The 17,725-nt window shown below is 75.5% G+C and carries 16 protein-coding genes; 10 read left to right on the top strand and 6 right to left on the bottom strand.

Annotated elements, in window-relative coordinates:
• Nucleotides 1–99: 99 nt before the first annotated feature.
• Complete coding sequence (locus FHU37_RS25470; RefSeq protein ID WP_312892858.1) at nucleotides 100–1,095, bottom strand: DUF3152 domain-containing protein; 996 nt, start codon at nucleotides 1,093–1,095, stop codon at nucleotides 100–102.
• Nucleotides 1,096–1,535: 440 nt separating this feature from the next.
• Here FHU37_RS25470 and FHU37_RS25465 point away from each other — a divergent pair, with 440 nt between their 5' ends.
• From FHU37_RS25465 to FHU37_RS25440, 6 genes are all read left to right on the top strand, one after another.
• Nucleotides 1,536–1,817, top strand: a complete 282-nt coding sequence (locus FHU37_RS25465; protein WP_246451291.1) for a hypothetical protein — start codon at nucleotides 1,536–1,538, stop codon at nucleotides 1,815–1,817.
• A 356-nt stretch (nucleotides 1,818–2,173) separates the two neighbouring features.
• Entirely contained in the window at nucleotides 2,174–2,815 is a 642-nt protein-coding gene (locus tag FHU37_RS25460) for a TetR/AcrR family transcriptional regulator (protein WP_218904790.1), read from the top strand.
• Nucleotides 2,816–2,997: 182 nt separating this feature from the next.
• Nucleotides 2,998–3,225 carry a DUF3107 domain-containing protein gene (locus tag FHU37_RS25455; protein ID WP_179816990.1) on the top strand — a complete coding sequence of 76 codons (228 nt, stop codon included), beginning with the start codon at nucleotides 2,998–3,000 and terminating at the stop codon, nucleotides 3,223–3,225.
• Nucleotides 3,226–3,489: 264 nt separating this feature from the next.
• The gene (locus FHU37_RS25450) at nucleotides 3,490–3,894 is read left to right on the top strand and encodes a hypothetical protein (protein WP_179816989.1); all 405 of its coding nucleotides are present in this window, start codon (nucleotides 3,490–3,492) and stop codon (nucleotides 3,892–3,894) included.
• 516 nt (nucleotides 3,895–4,410) lie between these two features.
• On the top strand, nucleotides 4,411–6,273 hold the full coding sequence (locus tag FHU37_RS25445) for a DEAD/DEAH box helicase (protein WP_246451289.1): 1,863 nt from the start codon (nucleotides 4,411–4,413) through the stop codon (nucleotides 6,271–6,273).
• 652 nt (nucleotides 6,274–6,925) lie between these two features.
• Nucleotides 6,926–7,858, top strand: a complete 933-nt coding sequence (locus FHU37_RS25440) for an alpha/beta fold hydrolase (protein ID WP_179816988.1) — start codon at nucleotides 6,926–6,928, stop codon at nucleotides 7,856–7,858.
• A gap of 79 nt (nucleotides 7,859–7,937) precedes the next feature.
• Here the strand turns inward: FHU37_RS25440 and FHU37_RS25435 are convergent, their stop codons facing one another.
• Nucleotides 7,938–8,885 carry an NYN domain-containing protein gene (locus FHU37_RS25435; RefSeq protein WP_179817380.1) on the bottom strand — a complete coding sequence of 316 codons (948 nt, stop codon included), beginning with the start codon at nucleotides 8,883–8,885 and terminating at the stop codon, nucleotides 7,938–7,940.
• 696 nt (nucleotides 8,886–9,581) lie between these two features.
• Here FHU37_RS25435 and FHU37_RS25430 point away from each other — a divergent pair.
• Nucleotides 9,582–9,734, top strand: a complete 153-nt coding sequence (locus tag FHU37_RS25430; protein WP_179816987.1) for a DUF8834 family protein — start codon at nucleotides 9,582–9,584, stop codon at nucleotides 9,732–9,734.
• A gap of 274 nt (nucleotides 9,735–10,008) precedes the next feature.
• Here FHU37_RS25430 and FHU37_RS25425 read toward each other — a convergent pair whose 3' ends face one another.
• The 3 genes from FHU37_RS25425 to FHU37_RS25415 form a co-directional block, all read right to left on the bottom strand.
• Nucleotides 10,009–10,614, bottom strand: a complete 606-nt coding sequence (locus tag FHU37_RS25425; protein WP_179817379.1) for a MarC family protein — start codon at nucleotides 10,612–10,614, stop codon at nucleotides 10,009–10,011.
• A 250-nt stretch (nucleotides 10,615–10,864) separates the two neighbouring features.
• Nucleotides 10,865–11,725, bottom strand: coding sequence for a PHP domain-containing protein (locus FHU37_RS25420; RefSeq protein WP_179816986.1), 861 nt, complete (start codon nucleotides 11,723–11,725; stop codon nucleotides 10,865–10,867).
• 124 nt (nucleotides 11,726–11,849) lie between these two features.
• Nucleotides 11,850–12,485 carry a DUF6758 family protein gene (locus FHU37_RS25415; RefSeq protein WP_179816985.1) on the bottom strand — a complete coding sequence of 212 codons (636 nt, stop codon included), beginning with the start codon at nucleotides 12,483–12,485 and terminating at the stop codon, nucleotides 11,850–11,852.
• 761 nt (nucleotides 12,486–13,246) lie between these two features.
• On the opposite strand from FHU37_RS25415, the gene FHU37_RS25410 reads away from it, so the two are divergent.
• Nucleotides 13,247–14,368 carry a magnesium and cobalt transport protein CorA gene (locus FHU37_RS25410; protein WP_179816984.1) on the top strand — a complete coding sequence of 374 codons (1,122 nt, stop codon included), beginning with the start codon at nucleotides 13,247–13,249 and terminating at the stop codon, nucleotides 14,366–14,368.
• Nucleotides 14,369–14,466: 98 nt separating this feature from the next.
• Here FHU37_RS25410 and FHU37_RS25405 read toward each other — a convergent pair whose 3' ends face one another.
• Nucleotides 14,467–15,414 carry a hypothetical protein gene (locus FHU37_RS25405; protein WP_179816983.1) on the bottom strand — a complete coding sequence of 316 codons (948 nt, stop codon included), beginning with the start codon at nucleotides 15,412–15,414 and terminating at the stop codon, nucleotides 14,467–14,469.
• A 378-nt stretch (nucleotides 15,415–15,792) separates the two neighbouring features.
• Between FHU37_RS25405 and FHU37_RS25400 the strand changes: the two genes are divergently transcribed.
• Both FHU37_RS25400 and FHU37_RS25395 read left to right on the top strand, forming a co-directional pair.
• A complete protein-coding gene (locus FHU37_RS25400) occupies nucleotides 15,793–17,133 on the top strand; it encodes a magnesium transporter MgtE N-terminal domain-containing protein (RefSeq protein ID WP_179817378.1) in 1,341 nt (446 codons plus the stop codon).
• Complete coding sequence (locus FHU37_RS25395) at nucleotides 17,126–17,722, top strand: DUF1003 domain-containing protein (RefSeq protein WP_179816982.1); 597 nt, start codon at nucleotides 17,126–17,128, stop codon at nucleotides 17,720–17,722. Before FHU37_RS25400 ends, FHU37_RS25395 begins: the two co-directional genes overlap by 8 nt.
• The last annotated feature ends 3 nt before the right edge of the window (nucleotides 17,723–17,725 follow it).

Here is a 17,725-nt window from a genome sequence, read left to right as displayed (position 1 = left end):
TCCGACACGGGGCGGCGTCGATCGATCAGCGGGGAAGAGTCGATCGATCAGCCGGGGCCGCGAGCGGAGGGAAGGCGGCAGCGGGGGCGCCGGGCCCGCTCAGCCCTGGTCCGGGAACGGCCAGGAGTTCGGCAGGCAGGTCAGCCCGTCGCTGGTGAGCGTCTTGGTCTGCTGCATCATCACCGGCGCCAGCGCGCCGTCCACCGTGCAGTACTCGTGGTCCAGGCCGATGCGGTGCCCGACCTCGTGGTTGATCAGCATCCGCCGGTACCCGGCGATGTCGTCCCCGAAGGTCGGCGAGCCCAGCGCCCAGCGCCAGGCGTTCAGCATCACCCGCTCGGTGCCGTAGGCGTCGCAGGAGACCACGTCCACCGAGGTGTCCAGGCCCGCCCGGGCGCACCACTCGTCGGTGGTCCCGCTGCTGGCGATGGTGACGGTGAAGTCCGCGTCGTCGGTGTCCACCCGCTCGAAGGCCAGTTCGCCCTCGTGCTGCCAGCCGCGCGGGTCGGTCAGCGTCTCGTGCACCAGGCGGCCCACGTACTCGGCGTCGAAGGGGAGCCCCTCCTCGATCTGCACCCGGTACCGCAGCACCTCGCCCGGGCCGGACGCCGCCTGGTGGCCGGGCACCGTGACGAACCGGCCACTCAGATGGAGGTCGCGGGCCACGTCCGGCACCGTGCTGGCGACCCACTCCGCGTAGGGCATCCGCTCCGGCACGGCCGGCTCGGCCGGCTCGGCGGGCTCCGCGCCGGCGTCGTCCTTGCCCTGCGGCCGGCCCGCCTCCCCGCCGGCCTCGCCGGCGTCCTGCGGGTCCCCGGCCACCTCCCCGGCCGGCCGGTCCGCACCGTCCTCGGCCTGCGGGCCGGCGGCGGAGGCCGGCCGCGCGCCCTCCGGCAGGGCGTCCTGCGGCAGCAGCCCGCCGGCCTCGGCGGCGACGCTCAGCGCCAACACGGTCACCACGGCGGCGGCCAGGGAGCCGCCCGCCCGGCGCCGCCTGGCCCGGCGCCGCGCGCCCCGGCCAGTCGCGGTCGCCCCGGCGGGCGTCTCCACGACGACCCGCGGCGGGCGGTGCGGCCCTGCGCTGTGGCGTCCCACGCTGTAAGCCCTCAGCTCATTCCGGTCGGCGGCGCGTTGCGGGAACGCTCCCCGAACGGACCGTTCCGACCGGACGCGCGGCGGCGTCCCGTCCCGCCGATGGTAACGAACCGGTGTAGCGGCGGGCACCGCCTCGGGCCCCTCGACCGGCCACCCGGGGGGCCAGCCCCGCCGCCGGCCGCCCCGGCGCCGCGAAAGGGGACGTCGGGACGGGTGGGACGGCCCGGCCGCCCCGGGGGTGGTCCGGACGCGCGCATTCCGAGTGGACCCGCACCGGACGGGGAAGGTGCCCGAAGAGCCCCCGGCGTTCCCGCGGAGCGCACGGGCCCCACCCGCTCACCCGCCCTCCCGGGCGACGGCCGGTACCGGCCAGTCGCGGACCGGGACGGGAGGAAACGATCCGCCGGCTGCCACGGCAGCCCGTCCGTGAGGAGGAGGCCATGACCCGACCCGCGCACCGGACCGGCCTGCCCGAAGGCTCCGTGGAGAAGGACCCGGTCCTGGAGTCGCCCGACGAGTTGGAGGAGTGGCGGCGCGAGGAGGAGGCGGCGGTCGGCGAGACCCTCGAAGCACCCCGCGCCGACGCCGCCGAGCAGCACCGGGAGCTGTCCGCCGGGCCCGGCTCCGTGCCGCCGAGCCCCTCCGCCGGCTACGAGGCGAACCCCGCGGACGCCGCCGAACAGGCCCGCATCGTCGAGCAGGACGAGGACGACTACCGCTAGCCGACCGGCGCCGCCCCCACCCCCCGACGCCCCCTCCCGGCGCCCGGCGCGCGCCCCGGCCGGCGCCCCGCCGGGCCCGCCGGGGCGCCCGGCCCGTGGCCGGCGGACGTCCCGGTGGCGCCCTCGTCTGGCCACGTCGGGGGTACTCGCCCGTAGGATGGGGACCTCCCACGGTCCGGGTGGGGGCCGCGCGCACGCCGGCCCCCAGGGTGTGTCAAGGGCGCCCCGGCACGGCGGGTCGCCGACCGCACCGGCGACCGCCGCGGCCCGCCCGGGTCCGCGACCGGAGATGGTCAGGTGGGGAGCCGTCCGGGCGAGCAAGGGCGCAGCCCGATCTGCCACCATCGACCCGTGACATGAGGAGTGCCGTGTCGGCCATCCAGGACCAGGACGCGCAGGCGCGCCCGCGCGGGACGCGACTGCCCCGTATCGCCAGGCGTGCCCAGCTGCTGTCGGCCGCCCAGGACGTGTTCGTCGCCCAGGGGTACCACGCGGCGGCGATGGACGACATCGCCGAGCGGGCGGGCGTCAGCAAGCCGGTCCTCTACCAGCACTTCCCCGGGAAGCTGGAGCTGTACCTGGCGCTGCTGGACCAGCACTGCGACGCGCTGGTCGACGCGGTGGAGAAGGCCCTGGAGTCCACCACCGACAACAAGCAGCGGGTGGCGGCGACGATCGACGCCTACTTCGCCTTCGTGGACGACGAGGGCGGCGCCTTCCGGCTGGTCTTCGAGTCCGACCTGACCAACGAGCCGGCCGTGCGCGAGCGGGTGGACCGCACCTCCGACCGGTGCGCGGACGCCATCTCCAAGGTGATCGCCGAGGACACCGACCTGCCGGAGGAGGAGGCCAAGCTGCTGGCCGTCGGCCTGGGCGGGATCGCGCAGATCACCGCGCGGTACTGGCTCACCTCGCCCCAGGGCGTCTCCCGGGAGGCGGCCGCGCGGCTGATCTCCTCGCTCGCCTGGCGCGGCATCGCCGGCTTCCCGCACGTCTGAGCGCCACGGCCGTCCGCGGCCGCCCCGGGCTTCCAGGCAACGCTTCCAGGCAACCGCGAGCGAGCCGACGGGGACACCGGTCACAAGCCCCGGAGGCGAACCGAGCCCCATATAAGCTGACGACGTAGCGTGTGGATCATCCGGTCCGCACACCAGGGCAACCACCGGAGGGACGCCAAACAGTGGAGGTCAAGATCGGCGTGCAGAACGCCGCCCGCGAGATCGTGCTGGAGAGCCGGCAGTCCGCCGACGAGGTCGAGAAGGCGGTGACCGAGGCGCTCACCGGCACCTCGAAGCTCCTTGTCCTGGTCGACGAGCACGGGCGCCGCATCCTGGTGCCCTCCGACCGCCTCGCCTACGTGGAGATCGGCGAGCCCAGCGCGCGCAAGGTCGGTTTCGGCACTCTCTGAAACGGCACCACCGCTCGTCCGCCGTCGCCCGGCGGTGCCGGGCGGCCACGACGCCCCGTCGCTCGTTCGAGTGGCGGGGCGTCGTCACGCCGGCCGAGCGGCGCCGCCCCGCCGCATAGCACGGACGCGGAGCGGGTATGCCCACCGCGGAACCGTTACGCCGCCGACCACCGCCGCAGGCGGACCGATCAGCGGCGACGGCTCCCGTACCGGTGGCCCCGGCCCGGGCCACCGACCCGGCGGCGCGCGGAGGTGTTCGACGTGGTGTTGGCGATCACTGGCTCGCTGGTTCTCGGCGCGCTCCTGGGCGCCGCCGCCCATCTGCTGGCCCGCCGCCGCTTCCCGAACCCGTACCTGACCGCCGGCACCGGCGCGGTCGGCGCGTTCACCGGCGCCGCCGTCGCCGCCTTCGTGCTGGGCACCACCAGCCCGCCGGCGCTGCTGCTGCCCGGGGCCTGCACGGCGGCCCTGCTGGTCGCCGTCCTCGCCCGGCCGTCACGCCCACCGGCCCCGCTCCCCGCGCGGGCGGCCCGCCCGTCCCGCGCCGCCGACCGGGACCGCCTCCCGGCGCGGCCGGCCCCCAGCCGGCCGGCGGTCCGGCGCCCACCGCACGCCGGTCCGGCGACCGCGCACCGGATCCGCCCCGCGGGCAGCTCGGCGCTGCGCTGACCGGCGCGACGCCGCCCCCGCGGCGGCGGACCGCCCGCGCCCCCGTGTGCCGGGCCGACCGGGCCCCGCGCCGGGCCGACCGGGCCCGCCCAGGCTGTCACGCTCGTCACGTATACATCCCCCCACCGGCGGGTACAGTGGAGATCGGTACGCCCTCGAACGGCGTACCCGTACGCGGATGCCCGGTCGGAAGGCCGATCGGCTCCGACCACCGCTTTCCGTGGCTCGACCGGCCGCAACGCGACCGGCTCACGTCCCGCAGAAGGACCGGTTCGTCCCCGTGGTCACACCCGCCACGGCCTCGGCGGCAACCCGCCGGCGCGAACCGACCGCGGTCGACGATGCGAACGACGCCGGCACCGGTCCCAGGCGACCGGTGCCCGATGCCGCCGTCGAGCCCTTCACTGGAAATGAGGCAGCATCCTGTCCACCACGTTCCGAGATCTGGGCCTCCTCCCGGAGACCGCCGAGGCACTCGAAGCCGTCGGCATCATCCAGCCGTTCCCCATCCAGGAGATGACCCTTCCGGTCGCCATGGCCGGCAAGGACATCATCGGCCAGGCCAAGACCGGCACCGGCAAGACCTTCGGCTTCGGACTGCCGATGCTGGAGCGGATCACCGTGGCCGCCGACGTCGACGCCGGCCGGGCCGGCGCGGACCAGCTCACCACCGCCCCGCAGGGCCTGGTCGTCGTCCCCACCCGCGAGCTGTGCGTGCAGGTCACCAACGACCTGGAGACCGCCGGCAAGGTGCGCGGCGTGCGCGTGCTCGCCATCTACGGCGGCCGCGCCTACGAACCGCAGGTCGAGGCGCTGGCGCGCGGCGTCGACATCGTCGTCGGCACCCCCGGCCGCCTGCTGGACCTGGCCCGGCAGCGCAAGCTGGACCTCAGCGCCGTGCGCATGCTGGTGCTGGACGAGGCCGACGAGATGCTCGACCTGGGCTTCCTGCCGGACGTCGAGAAGATCATCGCGCAGCTCCCGGCCCGCCGGCAGACCATGCTCTTCTCCGCCACCATGCCCGGCCAGGTGATCAGCCTCGCCCGCCGCTACATGGACCGCCCCACCCACATCCGCGCCACGGCGCCGGACGACACCGGGGCGACGGTGGCCGCCGTCAAGCAGCACGTCTACCGCGCGCACTCGCTGGACAAGCCCGAGCTGCTGTCGCGGGTCCTCCAGGCCCGCGGACGCGGCCTGACCATGATCTTCTGCCGCACCAAGCGCACCGCGGCCGACCTCGCCGACCAGCTCACCCGCCGCGGCTTCGCCGCCGCCGCCGTGCACGGCGACCTCGGCCAGGGCGCGCGCGAGCAGGCGCTGCGCGCCTTCCGCGGCGGCAAGGTCGACGTGCTGGTGGCCACCGACGTGGCCGCGCGCGGCATCGACGTCGAGGGCGTCACCCACGTGGTGAACTACCAGTGCCCCGAGGACGAGAAGACCTACCTGCACCGCATCGGCCGCACCGGCCGCGCCGGCGCCTCCGGCATCGCCATCACGCTGGTGGACTGGGACGACGTCCCGCGCTGGCAGCTGGTGAACAAGGCGCTCGGCCTGGACTTCAACGACCCGCCGGAGACCTACTCCACCTCCGCGCACCTCTTCGCCGACCTGGACATCCCCGAGGACGCCACCGGCGTGCTGCCCCGCGCCGAGCGCACCCGCGCCGGCCTGGGCGCGGAGGAGATCGAGGACCTCGGCGAGACGGGCGGCCGCACCCGCTCCGGCGGCCGTGGCCGCTCCGGCACCCGCGCCGGCTCGCGGAGCGGTGGCCGCTCCGGAGCCGAGGGCGGCAGGAGCACCGGGCCCGACGAGGGCACCGAGGCCGCCGCCGGCGAGGAGGAGCAGCCGCGGCAGCGCCGCCCGCGCGGCGGCCGCCGCCGCACCCGCGCCGGTCAGCCCCTGGAGGCGGCCACCGCGGACGGCACGCAGAGCGCGGCGCCCGCGTCGGACGAGGCCGCCGGCCGCGCCCTCGACACCGTCCGCGAGGCCGAGGGCGCCGCCACCGCCACCACGGAGGCGGCCGGCACGGCGCCGGCCGAGGCCGGTGGCACGGCGGAGAGCCCCACCACTCCGGCCCCGCGCCGCCGGGCCCGCACCCGCACCCGCGCCGGCCGCACCGCGGGCGCCGACACCCCGGCGCAGGACGGCGCGGCGGACGGCGGCGCGAGCGACTCCGACGCGCCCGGCACGGCCGAGGCCGGCGCCGCCGCCCCGGCCGCCGAAGCCGCCGAGGCTCCCGCGCGGGGTGGCTCGCGCGCCAAGTCCGCCACGGCGGTCGCCGACGCCGAGGGCCTGCCCGCGCCGCGCCGCCGGCGCCGCACCCGCCGCTCCGGCGGTGAGTCCGCCGAGCCGACCACCGGCGGCGGCGACGAGTAAGGCGAACCCGGGGTAGGCGGACGCGGGCTTCAGCCGCTCCCCCACCACCAGGCCGCGGGGCCGTCCGGACAACGTCCGGACGGCCCCGCGGCGTTTTTCTCGCAGGCCGGCCGACGGATTCCCCGGGAACCGCCTCACCCGCCCCAGACCGGTGGGCACCCGCACCCCCTCCGGCGCGCACCGGACAGGTGAAAGCTCTCCGACGCGCACCCGGCAGGTGGAAACCCTCGCAGGCGCCGGACAGGCGCAAACCCCTCGCAGGCGCCCGGGAAGCCCGGATCCTCCACAAGCCAGCATCCGCCACCCACATGCGCCAGGCGGTCGGGCACCCCGGCTGCCCGGCTGCCCGGCACGCGAGGATCCCCCTCACATACGCCTCAGAGCCCACTGCCGACTCACCAAGCAGCCAGGCAACACCCGTAGGGGGCCCGAAGGGGGACCCCCTGATTCCAGAATCCCACCCGGCGACCACCCACCGCAGCCCCCCAATTCCCACCTGTGGATAACTCCGCGCCCGGCCCCTCCCGCCCAGCCCCAAAGCCCGCTTCTCCAGCCCGTCCCCCGACCGCCGCCCCGTTCACCCGCCCGCACGCACCTCCAACCCACGCCGCATGGCGGGCACCCGGTCGTTCACGATCTAAGCTGCTCGCCCGTGAGTACACCGCCCTTCCTGGACCTGCCCGCCGGCGCCGTCGCCCGCCCCCTGCGCACCGCCCGCGGGGACTTCGCGACGCTGGACACCGAGCCGGCCTCCGGCCCCTCCCCCGCCGGCGGGACCGCCCTGCTCCTCCCCGGCTACACCGGCAGCAAGGAGGACTTCATCGCCCTCCTCGCCCCCCTCACCGCCGCCGGTCACCGGGTCGTCGCCGTCGACCTGCGCGGTCAGCACGGCACCGGGGGCCCGCGCGACGAGGCGGTCTACGCACTGCCCGAACTGGCCGCGGACGTCCTGGCCATGGCGGACGCGCTGATCGGGGCGGACGGCCGGCCGGTGCACCTGCTCGGCCACTCCTGGGGCGGCCTGATCGGCCGCGCCGCCCTCCTCCTGGACTCCGGCCTCGGCACGGACCCGGAGATCACCGACGACGCGCCCACCACCCCCGCGTCCTCCTCCACCCGCTTCGCCTCCTGGACGGCGATGTCCTCGGGCCCCGCCGCGCTCCAGGACTCCGAGGTGGCCCGCACCAAACTGCTGGTCGACGGCGTCCGCACGCTGCCGCTCGACGTGCTGTGGCCGTCGGTCAACCCCAACCCGCCCGCCGACGCCGCCATCGGCGAGTTCCTGCGCCGCCGCTGGCTGGGCACCGTCCCGGAGGCCCTGATCGCCGGCGGCGAGCAGCTCGTCCAGGAGCCGGACCGGGTCGCCGCCCTGGCGACGTTGCCGCTGCCCAAGCTGGTCCTCTCCGGCTCCACCGACTGGGCCTGGCCGGTGCCCTGGCAGGACGACATGGCGCGACGGCTCGGCGCCCGCCGGGTGGTGGTCGACGGCGCCGGCCACTCGCCCAACACCGAGCGCCCCACCGAGACCGCCGGCCACCTCACGGCGTTCTGGCACGAGGTGGGGCGAGACCGGGACCAGGGCTAGTACCGGGCCCGACACGAGAACGGAGCCCGGCACCAGGACGGAACCCGGCACCCCCACCACCGCCGGGACGGCCGGTGGTTCACAGCTGCTGCTGCAGGTGCTCCCAGAAGCCGTCACGCAGCACCCGCCGCAGGTCGCCGTGGCCCCGCAGGGAGTGCTGCAGCATCCCCTCCGCCTCCACCAGCAGTTCCTGGTCGATCGTGCCCGGCAGCATCGGGTATCCGGGCAGCAGGTCGGCCACGTTGTCCCGGCCGCGGGTGGCGAGCCACTGCGCCGCCACCCGCGCCCCGACGAACCGCACGTCATCCCGGCTGGGCACCGGCCCCTCGTCGCCGACCTGACCGGCCGCCGGACCGGGTCCCCCGGTCACGCCGGCGGCGGCCACCCGCGCCGCGCGCCGGGTGATGTGCGGCAGGCAGAAGGCCCGGTCGAAGGTCCGTTGGCTGTCCACCTCCCACAGCAGCGGGTCCGCCTGGTTCTTGCCGTAGTCCGCCTGAACGCCCCACAGGTGCACGCGGGTGCCGTAGTTCTGCGCCGCCTCGACCACCGAGACCAGGTCCTCGTCCCCGCTGATCAGCACCGCGTCGCTGATCGCCCGGTGGCGCGCCAGCGACTCCAGGTCGCCCCGGATCAGCGAGTCCACGCCCTTCTGCTGGTTGTGCGCGTTGAGGTTGCCGAGCCGCACCTTGACGTCGGGTAGTTCGGCGATCTGACGCTGCTCCACGGTGGGCACCCGCTGCCGGGCGCCGTCGTACCAGTAGACGCGCAGCAGCCGGGAGTCCCGGAAGATGGTGCGCGCCTCCTCGATGAAGGCCTCGATCAGCGCCTCGGCGTCGACCAGGAACGCCTTGCGGTCCTCGGTGCCGACGATCAGTCGTCCGGCCGCGGCGTAGACGTAGCCGACGTCGACGAAGATGGCGTGGGTGGAGGGGGTGGTGGCCACCTCGGCGAGGACCCTCCGCAGCAGCGAGTTGGTCTCGTCCAGACGCTGCCCCAGCGAGGCCACCTCGGCCCGCAGCGCCTCCAGCCCTCCGGCCGGCACGAGGGCCGGGACTGGGGCCGAGGCCGGGGCGGGGGCGGGCGCGGTCTGCGACCCCGGGCCGGCGTCCGGCGTCGGGGCCGCCACGGGCGGCGCCGGTCGCGCCCCCGCCTGCACCTCGATCGGCCGAACGTCGTCCTCGCTGGTCACTGGGTTCTCCCGGGTCCTGATGGAACGGGCTTTCCGTTCCGTCCCCATCGTGGCACGCCGACCGGGCGCCACCCCCTGCCGGGAACACCCCGGCCGTACGGTCGGCCCCGGCGTGCCGCCGGCGGATCCGGGGCCGATCACGTCATGGAGCGGAGGGATCACCGAACCGGCATGAATTCGTTGGAACCGGTAAAGTTCCCGTGGCGGGAATGTTCGCGGTATCCCTCGTGTTGAGAGAGCACGGGGAGAGCGATCGGACGCATGCCGTGGTCGAGTCCTGGGGGAGGACGGCCGCTCCGGCCCCTCGACACGGTCCAGCGCGCTCCCGCACGCCCGGCGCCAGCGCCGGGGCCGCACCACACGTCCACCGTCCGCGGACCGCGCGGCACCCCTCGCCGGGGGCCGACAGGCTCGCCGGTTTGGCCCCCCGTGCCCTCGTGGCATGCGGAGCCGAGCGGCAACAACGGCAGGGGCGCGGCGGAACGAGGAACGGCGGCGACTCCACCGTGCCACCACGACCCGGAAGGAGAACCCTTGAAGTTCGAAGTCACGCGCTTCAACCCGCTGAGCGGCGCCACCGAGGAGCGGACCATCGTCGACGCCGCCACGGCGCAGGAGCTGGTCGACAACGCCGCGGTGACCGGCGACCGCCTCTACATCCGCCCCTACTCGACTTCCGCCGCCTGACGCCGCGGTCCCGGAGCGACGGACGTGGTGGCCCCGTGGTGGACCGGCGTCCACGCGGTCGCACCGGCGGGGAACGACGAGAAGCAAGCAGAACGAGCGGTACCAGCGAAGAAGACGAAGAAGAAGCGAAGCGACAGCCGCAGGAAGCGCCCCGCCCCGCGCGGGGCGCTTCCGCGTTCCCGCCCGCCGCCCGCCGCCGCCCCCGCCCCTGCTCCGCCCCGGCCCGCCCCGGCCCGGCCCGCCCCGGCCGCAGGCCGACGCGGTGCCCGGCACTTCAGGCGCCGGAGACGAAGGCCATCACGCCGTCGGCGATCTGCTGGACGGCGATCGCCGACAGCAGCAGACCGGACAGCCTGGTCACCAGCACGATCCCGCCCTCCCGCAGCAGCCGCACGATGACCAGCGAGAACCGCATGGTGAGCCACATCACCAGGCACATCGCCACGATCGCCGACCACACCGCGAGCTGGCCGCCGAGGCCGCCGGCCCTCTCCACGCCCAGCATCGCCGTGACGATGGCGCCCGGCCCGGCCAGCAGCGGCGTGCCCAGCGGCACCAGGGCCGCGTTCACCTCCTTGGTCTGCTGCGGCTCGTCCATCTTCCCGGTCAGCAGGTCCAGGGCGATCAGGAGCAGCAGCACGCCACCGGAGACCCGCAGTGCGGGGATGGAGACGTGCAGGTAGTTCAGGATCTGGTGGCCGAAGAGGGCGAACAGGGCGATGACGCCGAACGCGACGGCGGCGGCCTGCCAGGCCATCCGGCGCTGGATCCGGACCGGTCGGCCGGCGGTCAGGCTGAGGAAGATCGGGGTGGTGCCCGGCGGATCCATGATCACGAAGAGGGTCAGGAAGATCGAGCCGAACAGGGTGACGTCGAACAGGTCCATGGGTGGTGCTCTCGGGTGGTGCCTGGTGGTGCTCGGGCGGTACGGGCGGTACGGGTGCTACGGGGGTGCCGGGCGCGGACGGGTCCGGGCGCGGAACGCCGGCGGCCGGCCCCTGCGGGCCGGCCGCTGACGGTTTCGGGTGGTGGATGTCCGGCGGGGCGAGGTCACCGGCTCAGTGGCTCACCGGCTCGGTCGCTCACCGGCTCAGTGGCTCACCGGTTCGGTCGCTCACCGGGTCACCGGCTCAGCGGGTCACCGGGGAGGTGCCCCCGGCGCGCTCCACCAGCTGCCGGTACTCGCCCTCCTCGGTGAGGTAGTCGCCGAGCCGGACCGTCTTGCGGGTTCCGTGGTAGTCGCTGGAGCCGGTGACCAGCAGGCCCAGCTCCCCGGCGAGGGCGCGCAGCCGCTTGCGGGTCTCCTCGTCGTGGTCCATGTGGTCGACCTCGACGCCGGCCAGCCCCTGCGCGGCCAGCTCGGCGATCGCCTCGTCGGTGACCGTCCGGCCGCGCCCCACCGCGCCCGGGTGGGCGAAGACGGCGACGCCGCCGGCGCCCCGGATCAGCGCGATGGCCTGCGCCGGGTCCAGCTCCAGCTTCTCGACGTGGGCCCGCCCGCCGTCGGCCAGCCACTCGGCGGTGAACGCCGCGGAGACGTCCGGCACCACGCCGGCCTCGACCAGGGCCGACGCCACGTGCGGGCGGCCGACCGCGCCGGTGCCGGCGATCCGGCGGACCTGCTCCCAGGTGATCGGCGCGCCGAGTTCCCGGCAGCGTTCCACGATCAGCTCGGCCCGGTGCACCCGGGAGGCCCGCACCTTGCGGCGGACCTCGGCGAAGCGCGGCTCCACCGGGTCGAAGAGGTAGCCGAGGAGGTGCAGGCTCACCCCGCCGAGCCGGCAGGAGATCTCGGCGCCGGGGATGAGGGTGAAGGAGGTGCCGGCGGGCAGCTCCGCCACGGCCTCCGCCGCGCGCTCCCAGCCCCCCACGGTGTCGTGGTCGGTGATGGCCAACACGTCCAGGCCGGCTGCGACGGCGCCGCGCACCAACTCGGCGGGGCTGTCGGTGCCGTCTGAGGCGGTGGTGTGGGCGTGCAGGTCGATACGCATGGGGCTCCGGTCGTCCTCGGGTACCCCTCCATTCTCGCGCGAAGTGCCCGCCGGCCCCAATCGGCCCACCGTGGGCGGACCACGCCCGTCCGTCCGGGCCCGCCCCACGCCATCCGCCGCGGGGTCACCCCAGGCGCGGTGACAGCGCCCCGCAGGGCAGCGCCTCCAGCTCCGGCCCGGTGTCGTCCCGCAGGTCACTGAGGGCCAGGTCGTCGTACATCAGCACGCCCGCGGCGTTGGGCCACAGCACGGCCCACAGCCACATCCCCATCGCCTCCCCGACGAAGACCGCGCGGTCCGCGGGAGCGTCGCGCAGCGACCACAGCGGGGTGGGCCGGCCGGCGGCCGTGACCTTGGCGTCGGAGGGCGTCTCGGCGAGCGCCGGGCCCGGGTCGTAGCCGGGCAGCCCGGCGTAGTGGGCGCCGAGCCCGACGCCGAGTTCCTCGGAGACCAGCACCATCTCCCCCAGCCCGCCCAGCGGGCCCGGTCCGGAGCAGGCGACGGCCACGGCCGGGGCGCCGGAGCGGCCGTCCCCGGCGTAGTGGGCTCCCGTGTGCAGCCAGCCGCGGGGCAGCGGCCAGGGCAGCCACACCGGGACGCCCGCCCGCTCCACGACGGCGCCGAGGGCGGCGGCGCTCGGCGCCGCGGCGGGGTGCAGCGGCGGCACGCCGCCGTGCGCGTCGCACTGCCAGTCGTCCGCGTACAGTCCGGGCCGGCGGAGCGGCCCTCCGCATCTGGGACACCTCGGCTCGCCCTTCATAGCTCCTCACGCTCCTCCCGGGGCCATCAGCAGTCAAGGACTGTCCGGTGCTCCATCCGGGCAGAAGTTCCCCTGAGGGATCGGCGCGCCGGAACCGGCGCGGGGACTCGCCGCGGAACGGTGCCGCCCGTTACCCCGCCGGATCGTCACCCAAACCTGCTAAGGTGACGTCCTGGTCAGGACGCGCATGCCCGCACGCGGGGCGCGTTCCACCACACACACGGACGAGACTCTCCCCTCAGGGGACCGGCCGAGGGAGGTGGCTGCGGGTGGATACCAGCCGACCTTGCAGTACCGGCAGCTCGCCCGTCTCCCATAGCGGCTGACGTCGCGGCCAGACCTCGCCGCCGGTGGCAGACCCAGCGGTCCGCATCGACCGCCCGCCACCTCCGCGCCGGCACCGGCTCGACGATCCAGACGATCCCTCGGGTGAGCACCGGCACACCGGGGCAACGACTGCCCCCCGCAGCACCAGCCAAGTTCCCACCGCCCGGACCGCCCCCGCGGCTCCGGGTGGCTGCCCGTCGGCGTCTGCCCGGTCCGACGGTGGCGGCGGGTGACGTTCTGACAGCTCCGACAGCGCGGTCGGTCCCGTTCGGCAGCGCTGTCAGTCCCGTCAATGCGCGATCACGGCCCATCCGGCCCGTTCCGGTCCCGATCCCCGGAGACGGTCCCGGGCCCCTCACCCACGCCGCCGCCGGTCGGCTACGCGCCCCGGCCGCCGTGCGCCACGACGCGCACGGCCGTGAAGGAGCCGCACCATGTCGATGATCCGTGACCTCCGCGCAGCCGTCCGCCCGGTCCGCCGCCGCCCCGGCGCCCCCGAGCAGCCGCCGGCCCCCTCCAGCGCGGTGGTGGACTGCGCCGTGTACCGCGACGGACGGCGTGGGGTGCGCCGGCTGACCCCGGAGGAAGCGGTCGAGCAGGTGCGCTCGACCGGCGAGGGGTTCGTGTGGCTGGCGCTGTACGAGCCGGACGAGCGGGAGCTGTCCGGCATCGCCTCGCTGTTCGGCCTGCACCCCCTGGCCGTGGAGGACGCCGTCCACGCCCACCAGCGCCCGAAGCTGGAGCGGTACGACGACATGCTGTTCACGGTGTTCAAGACGGTGCGCTACGTGGAGCACGACGAGCTGACGCCGACCAGCGAGGTGGTGGACACCGGCGAGGTCATGGTGTTCGTCGGCGCCGACTTCGTGATCACCGTCCGGCACGGGCACGGGGCGCTGCGGGCGCTGCGGCACCGGCTGGAGTCGGACCCGGAGCTGCTGGCGAAGGGGCCGTCCGCGGTGCTGCACGCGATCGCCGACCAGACGGTGGACGACTACCTCGCGGTGACCGACGCCGTGCAGGACGACATCGACGAGGTGGAGTACGCGGTCTTCGCCGCGGCCGAACCGCGCGCCGGCCGCGGCGGGCGGCGCCGCGCGGGCGGCCGGCCGTCACACGACGCGGGGCGGGTGTACCAGCTCAAGCGCGAACTGCTGGAGCTGAAGCGGGCCACGGCGCCGCTGGCCCGGCCGCTCCAGCTGCTCTCCGAGCGGCCGATGCGCCTGGTGGACCCGGACATCCAGAACTACTTCCGGGACGTGGCCGACCACCTGGCGCGGGTCACCGAGCAGGTCAGCGCGTTCGACGAGCTGCTGACCTCGATCCTCCAGGCCAACCTGGCGCAGGTGACGGTGGCCCAGAACGAGGACATGCGCAAGATCACCTCGTGGGCGGCGATCTTCGCCATCCCCACCATGGTCGCGGGCATCTACGGGATGAACTTCGAGCACATGCCGGAGCTGGGCTGGCGCTACGGCTACCCGGTGGTGCTGGGCGCGATCCTGGTCGCCTGTTTCCTGGTGCACCGGGGATTCCGCCGCAACGGCTGGCTGTGAGGACGGGCCCCAGCTGGCTGTGAGGACGCGCCCGGCGGGCCGGTCCGCCCGGCCCGCCCGCGGGCGCTCCCCGTCCGCGCGCTTCCCCTCCGCGCGCGCTACTCCTCCGTGCCGGCGGACTCCGTCGCGGACGGCTCCAGCTCGTCGCCGTAGTCCACCACCTGCTCCTGCTCCGGGGCGGCCACCTCCACCGGCTCGCCGAACTCGGACAGCAGCAGCTCACCGGTCCCGGCGGCGCGCTGGTAGCGCAGCGGGTAGGGCTCGCCGTCCATGGCGATCTCGATAGCCCCGCCGGCCCCGCCGTCGGCGACCAGCCGCAGGACCCGGGTGCCGTCGAGGACGGCGTCGCCGTCCTGGGTCAGCGCGCCGTTCAGCACGAACAGGTCGGCCAGCAGCGCGTCCTTGTCGGTGAACACCGAGAACTGCTGGTAGACCGGGTCGCCGGCCGGGACCTTCAGGTACTTCTGGCCGAGCAGCTCCAGCGCGGAGGCGCTGGCCGCGGCGGTCGGATCCGCCTCGGCCTCCTCCTCGTCCCCGTCCCCAGACTCCTCGGACTCCTCGCCCTCCGCGCCGCCGTCCTGCTGCTCCTCCCCGTCCCCCCCGGCGTCCTGCGCCTGGCCGCTCGCCGAACCGCTCGGCGAGGGCGTGGCGCCTTCGGACGACTCCCGGGGGCCGGCGTAGAAGTCCTCGCCGCCCTTGAGGTAGAGGTCCTCGCCCACCCGCAGCAGCTCGAAGGTGCGCCCGTCGGTGGTGATCCGCCCGATCGCCCCGTCCGCACCGAGCCGCATGTCCAGCTCGTACTCGCGATCCGCGCTGACCACCGTTCCGGCCAGGTGCACGCTCTCGGCCGCGGCGGCCGCCTCCCGGGCGCGTTGCAGGGCCCGGTCGGGGGTGTCGTCGCCGATCAGGTTGGAGCCCGGGTCGCTGGCGGCCGCCGTGCACCCGGTGAGCACCAGCAGGGCGGTCAGCACGGCCAGCAGGGCCAGCGGAGCGGGGCGCAGCGAGGGGCGCGGCCGGGCGGCGACGGCGTCGGCGGCTGCGGGCATGTCGGGCGGTACCTCCCGGAGGTGCCGGCCGGGCGATCGGCGCTCGGGCCGGGCGGCGATGGGCGGGGATCACCGGCGGGTGATCACGGGGCGGTTCACGGACCCTGACATCCTGCCGCATCCCGGGGCGCCGTCCCCCACCGGGCCGGGGCGCCCGCCGGCGCCGCCGCGCGCGGGGGACGCCCTACGGGACGGCTGACCGGAACTCGCCTAGTCTGGTGAACGGTTCGACCGCATTCGCCCGAGTTGCTCCCCTGGGTGGCGCCACGAGGAACCTCTCCCCTCCGGGGTCGGGCGGACGGGCCGGGCCGCTCACAGGCGGGAGGTGACCACGTGCCCGGATCCACGACACGCATCTTCGTCTCCAACCTGTCCGGCATGGGCGTCTTCGACCTGGACGGCGACAACGTCGGACGGGTGCGCGACGTCGTCGCCTCGCTGCGCCTGGACGACCGCCCGCCGATCGTCCTCGGCCTGGTGGTGGAGGTGGTCAGCCGGCGCCGCATCTTCCTGCCGATCACCCGGGTCACCGGCCTGGAGTCCGGCCAGGTGATCACCACGGGGGTGGTCAACCTGCGCCGCTTCGAGCAGCGCCCGGGCGAGACGCTGGTGCTGGGCGAGCTGCTGGACCGCCGGGTGGCGCTGGTGGAGACCGGCGAGGAGGTCACCGTCCTGGACGTGGCGATGGTGAACCGCCGCGGCCGGGAGTGGCAGTTGGAGAAGGTGTTCGTCCGCAAGGGCGGCGGCGGGCGGCTGCGCCGGCGCGGCGGCGAGACGCTGACCGTGGACTGGCGGGCCGTCACCGGTTTCGCGCTCGCCGAGGAGCAGCAGGGCGCGGCCACCCTGCTGGCCACGTTCGAGCAGCTGCGCCCGGCCGACCTCGCCGGGGTGCTGCACCACCTGTCCGCCAAGCGCCGCGCGGAGGTGGCCGCGGCCCTCGACGACGAGCGGCTGGCCGACGTGCTCGGCGAGCTGCCGGACGACGACCAGGTGGAGATCCTGGGCAAGCTGGCCGAGGAACGGGCCGCGAACGTGCTGGAGGAGATGGATCCGGACGACGCCGCGGACCTGCTCTCCGAACTGCCCGCGCAGGACACCGAACGCCTGCTGGCGCTGATGCGGCCGACCGACGCGGCGCCGCTGCGCCGGCTGCTGCGGTACCCGGAGAAGACCGCGGGCGGGTTGATGACCTCGGAGCCGATCGTGCTGGAGCCGGACGCCACGGTCGCGGAGGCGCTGGCCCGGGTCCGCCAGCCCGACCTGTCGCCCGCGCTGGCCAGCCAGGTGTACGTGTGCCGGCCGCCGACGCAGACGCCCACCGGCACCTACCTGGGGCTGATCCACTTCCAGCGGCTGCTGCGCGATCCGCCGTACACGCTGCTGGGGTCGATCGTGGACGCCGACCTGCGCCCGCTGCCCCCGCAGGCGGGCCTGCAGCTGGTGACCAGCCACCTGGCCACCTACAACATGGTGGCGGCGCCGGTGGTGGACGAGGACGACCACCTGCTCGGCGCGGTCACCGTGGACGACGTGCTGGACCACCTGCTGCCGGAGGACTGGCGCGAGTCGCTGCCGCACGAGGAGCAGCCCGCGGGCGGTTCCGCGGCCGGCCCGGGCGCGACGACGGCGCTCCGCGGCCGGACGGGCGGCGCGGGCGGCGCGGGCGCCCCGGGCCGCGCGGGCGGCGGCGCGGGCCGGGGGGTGCGGCGCCGTGCCTGACGACCGCGAGCCGAGCCGGGCCCGCCTGGAGGCGCCCCGGCTGGACGTGCCGCGCGGCCAGCGCCCCGGCCGGCGGCGGCTGCTCATCACGCCCGCCCCGGACGCCTTCGGCCAGCTGGCGGAGCGCATCGCCCGCTTCCTGGGCACCGGCCGGTTCCTGGTGTGGATGACGGTGGTCATCGTCGCCTGGCTGACCTGGAACGCGTTCGCCCCGCGGCCCCTGCGGTTCGACGAGTACCCGTTCATCTTCCTCACCCTGATGCTCTCGCTCCAGGCGTCCTACGCGGCGCCGCTGATCCTGCTGGCGCAGAACCGGCAGGCCGACCGGGACCGGGTCAACCTGGAGCAGGACCGGGCGCAGAACGAGCGCAGCATCGCCGACACCGAGTACCTCACCCGGGAGATGGCCACCCTGCGGATCGCCGTCGGCGAGGTGGCGACCCGGGACTTCCTGCGGGCTGAGCTGCACGCGCTGCTGCGGGAGCTGGACGAGCGGGCCGACCGCGAGCGGGCGGAGGGCTCGGGGGCGGGGACGGCCGGACGCGCGGAGGACGAACCGGGCGGTAGGAAACCGTCGGGCGCGCCGTAGCAT

The organism is Allostreptomyces psammosilenae (assembly GCF_013407765.1).
GTDB lineage: Bacteria > Actinomycetota > Actinomycetes > Streptomycetales > Streptomycetaceae > Allostreptomyces > Allostreptomyces psammosilenae.
The sequence above is the reverse complement of the archived record's forward strand: the minus strand, read 5'-3'. Positions and strand labels throughout refer to the sequence as shown.

What these genes read in the sequence shown, in the direction of transcription:
- FHU37_RS25465 (WP_246451291.1), top strand. Translation starts at nt 1,536, where the DNA reads ATGACCCGACCCGCGCACCGGACCGGCCTGCCCGAAGGCTCCGTGGAG.
- FHU37_RS25460 (WP_218904790.1), top strand. Translation starts at nt 2,174, where the DNA reads ATGAGGAGTGCCGTGTCGGCCATCCAGGACCAGGACGCGCAGGCGCGC.
- FHU37_RS25445 (WP_246451289.1), top strand. Translation starts at nt 4,411, where the DNA reads ATGACCCTTCCGGTCGCCATGGCCGGCAAGGACATCATCGGCCAGGCC.
- FHU37_RS25420 (WP_179816986.1), bottom strand. Translation starts at nt 11,725, where the DNA reads ATGCGTATCGACCTGCACGCCCACACCACCGCCTCAGACGGCACCGAC.
- FHU37_RS25415 (WP_179816985.1), bottom strand. Translation starts at nt 12,485, where the DNA reads ATGAAGGGCGAGCCGAGGTGTCCCAGATGCGGAGGGCCGCTCCGCCGG.
- FHU37_RS25410 (WP_179816984.1), top strand. Translation starts at nt 13,247, where the DNA reads ATGTCGATGATCCGTGACCTCCGCGCAGCCGTCCGCCCGGTCCGCCGC.
- FHU37_RS25405 (WP_179816983.1), bottom strand. Translation starts at nt 15,414, where the DNA reads ATGCCCGCAGCCGCCGACGCCGTCGCCGCCCGGCCGCGCCCCTCGCTG.
- FHU37_RS25400 (WP_179817378.1), top strand. Translation starts at nt 15,793, where the DNA reads ATGGGCGTCTTCGACCTGGACGGCGACAACGTCGGACGGGTGCGCGAC.